Genomic DNA, 3,612 nt, shown 5'->3' with positions numbered 1-3,612 from the left:
CGCTCAAAAGAAACCGGAGCATTTTTTAAATATTCCGGTTTCTTTTTTTATACGGCTATGGTCAGGTATTCAAGAGCCGCTTAACTTCCTAAATTAAAGCTTCACCTGTCTGATGATATTTTTAATATTGAGCTCAATCATATCGGTCATGGTTTTACATTCCAGGTACTGATCGTCTACAAAGTGCGAAGCCATGCCTTTTTTAAGCTGCTCAATATTGGCAGAGGTAGTCAGCACTTCGTGGTTTGACACGTCGCGTAGATCTGCTAAACGATGCCTTTCACTGCGCACCCGATGGAGGATGGAAGATTTTTCTTCCTGCTGGTATTGTAAAAAAGTTTTGTCAGAAAGCTGGTTCATGCATAGCTGTACATAAGGGAAGTTTTCTTTGAAAAACTGTGGCAGGTAGACCTTGATATTGCCTTCATAAAACTGCTGGTCGAAATCAATTGCCCTGATCCGGAATTGGATGTCATCAAAATCTGGCGTAATCTGTACCACAAAATTATAAGCCCTCATGTCACCCAGCAGCATCACCAGGCAACGTTCATTAAATTTAACAAACTCTTTGGCAATCCTGGTGGGGTTATATTCTGGTCGGTGGAGGTAATCGCGGGCAAATACATCACCTGGAATGCCAGCAATATGTTCTTCGATGAGCGTTTCGCGGTCTACAAGGTAGTTGACCTGGTTAGGCGATAAAATCTCTTCCATCTCTAAGCCATAAATACGCGAAGCATCTGCTCTTTTTACATAGAAATAATCGTAAACATCGTTTAAGCGGTTTACTATTCTAATGCGGAAAGGGTGTGTATTGCCAAAGCTGCAATATTCTATGCGGTCAATATATTTATGTTGTACAATCCTTAAGTTTCCCGAAGCCTTTAAATTGGCATAGATCACTTTCAGTCCATTGTGTAATTCTTCAATCTGGCTGTTTGAATAAATGGGGCCTTGCCATAACGAATCATTTCCATCTTTATCCATGATGGGAAAACACTCATCAAACTGCAATAAATCATCATACGATATGGGTAAACGTGATTCCCTTTCGTAAGTTTTAAGGTATTTCTGTAGCGCAGGCGATACCGGAAATATTGGCTTTTTCAGCGCTATTTTAACATCATTTAATTCCATCAAGCTGCAATTTAAATTCAATTTACTGTTTTCTGCAATAATTTACCTTATAAAATTGAAGCCTATTCTGGAACCTGTTCTTCAGGGATTGTCTTTTTTAAATGTTTCATTACCGTGGTGGCTGTAAAGCCGTGCATGACCAAAGAAATTAGAATGGTAAAAGTGACCATGGTCCATAATTCTTTTTCATGAAAAAAGTTAGCCTCCTTAAAGGCAAAGGTGAGGTAGAAAATAGAACCCAGGCCTCTGATGCCAAAAAAGCTGATGGCCAGTTTTTCCTTGATGTGGATGTTAGCTTTATACAGGCTGATATAGGCGGTTAAGGGGCGGACAATCAATAAAAAGAGTAGTGTAAAGAGGACCATTTTCCAGGTTAGCCCACTTAAAATCCCAGACGTCAGCGCCGCACCAAATAAAATGAGGACCACAGCAATCAGCAGGCGCTCAATCTGGTCGGTAAAAGAGTGAAGGTAATTATGAAATTGCGCTTTTTTCTCAAAATGTCGCAGACTGATGGCACAAATAAAAACAGCGATAAAGCCGTAACCCTGAATAAGCTCAGTAAGTCCATAAACCAATAGCGTAAGGGAGATGGCCAGAAATCCATCTGTGGTTTCTAAAAATGTATATTTCTTAGTAAGGCGAAAGAGAACAAAGCCTACTAATCGCCCCGTGGCAAAGCCTAAAACAAGGCCTGCAGTAATTTTATATAACACATCAAAGGCAAACCATTGTGCTAAGCTTGCCTCGTTAGCCTGGTTACCAGCCATTAAGGCAAGGGTGATGGCCAGCCAGGTAAAAGGAAAAGCCATGCCATCGTTAAGGCCCGCTTCTGCAGTTAGGGAAAACCTTGCTTCTGATTTGATGCCTGTATTTGGTGGTTCTACCTGCACATCGGATGCTAAAACAGGGTCGGTAGGGGCAAGTACGGCCCCTAACAACATTGCCGAGGCCAGGTCAAAGTTAAAAAGTGTATAACCTAAAAAAGCGGCCCCTGCAATACTGCCTACCATGGCAATGATAATCAATTTCAAAGGACTAGCCCAGTTTTTTAAGGAAAAGGAACGGTCAATTTTAAGCCCTGTACCCATTAGGGAAATGATGACGACCACTTCCGTGATTCTTAAGATCAATTCCTGGTCGGAGGAAGGATCTGGTGCTGGCAACACTTTAGGGAAGAATAAATAAATTAATACACCTGCCAATACATAGATAACTGAATAGGATATCCCTGTTTTTTTGGTGAACACGGGCATCCAGGTCATAGCAAAGGCGGCTAAACCGAAAAGTGTGAGGAGGAGGATGTAATTATCCATGGAAAGCCATGCCCAAAAGCTGTGCCAAGGGATCGCTAGTCTTTTAGCGTAAACAATTTTTCACATTCCACATCGAAATTCTGTAAATTGCGCAAAAAATTAGTTATGAGTGCCATAAACACAATCCCTGAATATAAAGATTTTAAAGAGTTTTACCTGAATGCTGTTGTTCCTTTGAAAGAGCAAAACCCAACTTTCCGCAGGTTAGATGGTAAATTAGTTGGCTCTACAAGAAATGTGACTGCTTACTTTTGGTACCAGAATAAAAAATGGAGAGTAGATGCTGATACTTTCATCGACCGTTTAAAAATTGCTTTTGAAGAATTTGAGAAAAGCGATGAGCCTTTTAAAATCAAACATACCCGCGATCATCAAGGTGAGAGTCTATTGATTAAAGGACAGCCGATCAGAAATAAAAAGTTCAACGTTTACCGCGTTTCTTAATTCGGTTAAACATTATAAAAATCCCTGGATAGCACAACTGTTCAGGGATTTTTTGTGTCTGGTATTTTGAACTCGTGTAATACGTTGAACCTGTATAAATTTTAAACTCGTGTACAACATGGAACCTGGATAAATAAAAAAGCTCAAACAGCCTTTCGGCATATTTGAGCTTTAACAATTGTTGATTGTTATAAAGTAGGAAATGAGTTTACCAGCCTGGGTTCTGCATGGCCGTTTTTTGTTCAGCGCTTAATGGCTGTCCACCTGCCTGGTTAACATCAAGGAAAGTTTGTGGTATTGGGCGGTAAAAGTGTTTATCGCTCACATTCGCTGCTGCTTCCGGATTAAAGGCTTTCGCTCTGATGACAAGAGTTTTTGTTCTTGCCAAATCTTCCCAACGGTGAAATTCACCCATCATTTCGCGGGCTCTTTCATTCAGAATGAAATGGATAAAGCCATTTGCTTTGCCAGATACACCTGAAGGATACATTTCAGCTTCCGCTTCTGTTGTACCAGGTGTAAAAGCAGCTTCAGTAACCAACATTGCTGCTTTTGTAGAAGCTACAGCTGTTTCTGGCAAATTTTCTGCCTGGAAATAAATAGGCTCACGTGCTTCTTGGGCAGCATAACCTGCACGGTCACGTAATTTGTTAATCAACCTTAAAGCTTCTGTATAGTTTTCTTTACGACCGTAAGCTTCTGCAACAATCAGGTA

The 3,612-nt window shown here is 40.6% G+C and carries 4 protein-coding genes; 1 reads left to right on the top strand and 3 read right to left on the bottom strand.

The features are described from left to right. Nucleotides 1–93: 93 nt before the first annotated feature. Nucleotides 94–1,137: a hypothetical protein gene (locus tag ACR2F7_RS11580; RefSeq protein WP_432713719.1), complete on the bottom strand. Its 1,044-nt coding sequence runs from the start codon at nucleotides 1,135–1,137 to the stop codon at nucleotides 94–96. A gap of 62 nt (nucleotides 1,138–1,199) precedes the next feature. Beyond that, the gene (locus tag ACR2F7_RS11575; protein ID WP_432713718.1) at nucleotides 1,200–2,453 is read right to left on the bottom strand and encodes a cation:proton antiporter; all 1,254 of its coding nucleotides are present in this window, start codon (nucleotides 2,451–2,453) and stop codon (nucleotides 1,200–1,202) included. Between the two features lie 105 nt (nucleotides 2,454–2,558). Here ACR2F7_RS11575 and ACR2F7_RS11570 point away from each other — a divergent pair, with 105 nt between their 5' ends. Next, on the top strand, nucleotides 2,559–2,897 hold the full coding sequence (locus ACR2F7_RS11570; RefSeq protein ID WP_432713717.1) for a hypothetical protein: 339 nt from the start codon (nucleotides 2,559–2,561) through the stop codon (nucleotides 2,895–2,897). Nucleotides 2,898–3,105: 208 nt separating this feature from the next. Here the strand turns inward: ACR2F7_RS11570 and ACR2F7_RS11565 are convergent. After that, nucleotides 3,106–3,612, bottom strand: a 507-nt coding sequence (locus ACR2F7_RS11565) for a RagB/SusD family nutrient uptake outer membrane protein (RefSeq protein WP_432713716.1), incomplete at its 5' end; no start/stop codon positions are given.

The organism is Pedobacter sp. (assembly GCF_045628745.1).
Lineage (GTDB): Bacteria > Bacteroidota > Bacteroidia > Sphingobacteriales > Sphingobacteriaceae > Pedobacter.
The sequence above is the reverse complement of the archived record's forward strand: the minus strand, read 5'-3'. Positions and strand labels throughout refer to the sequence as shown.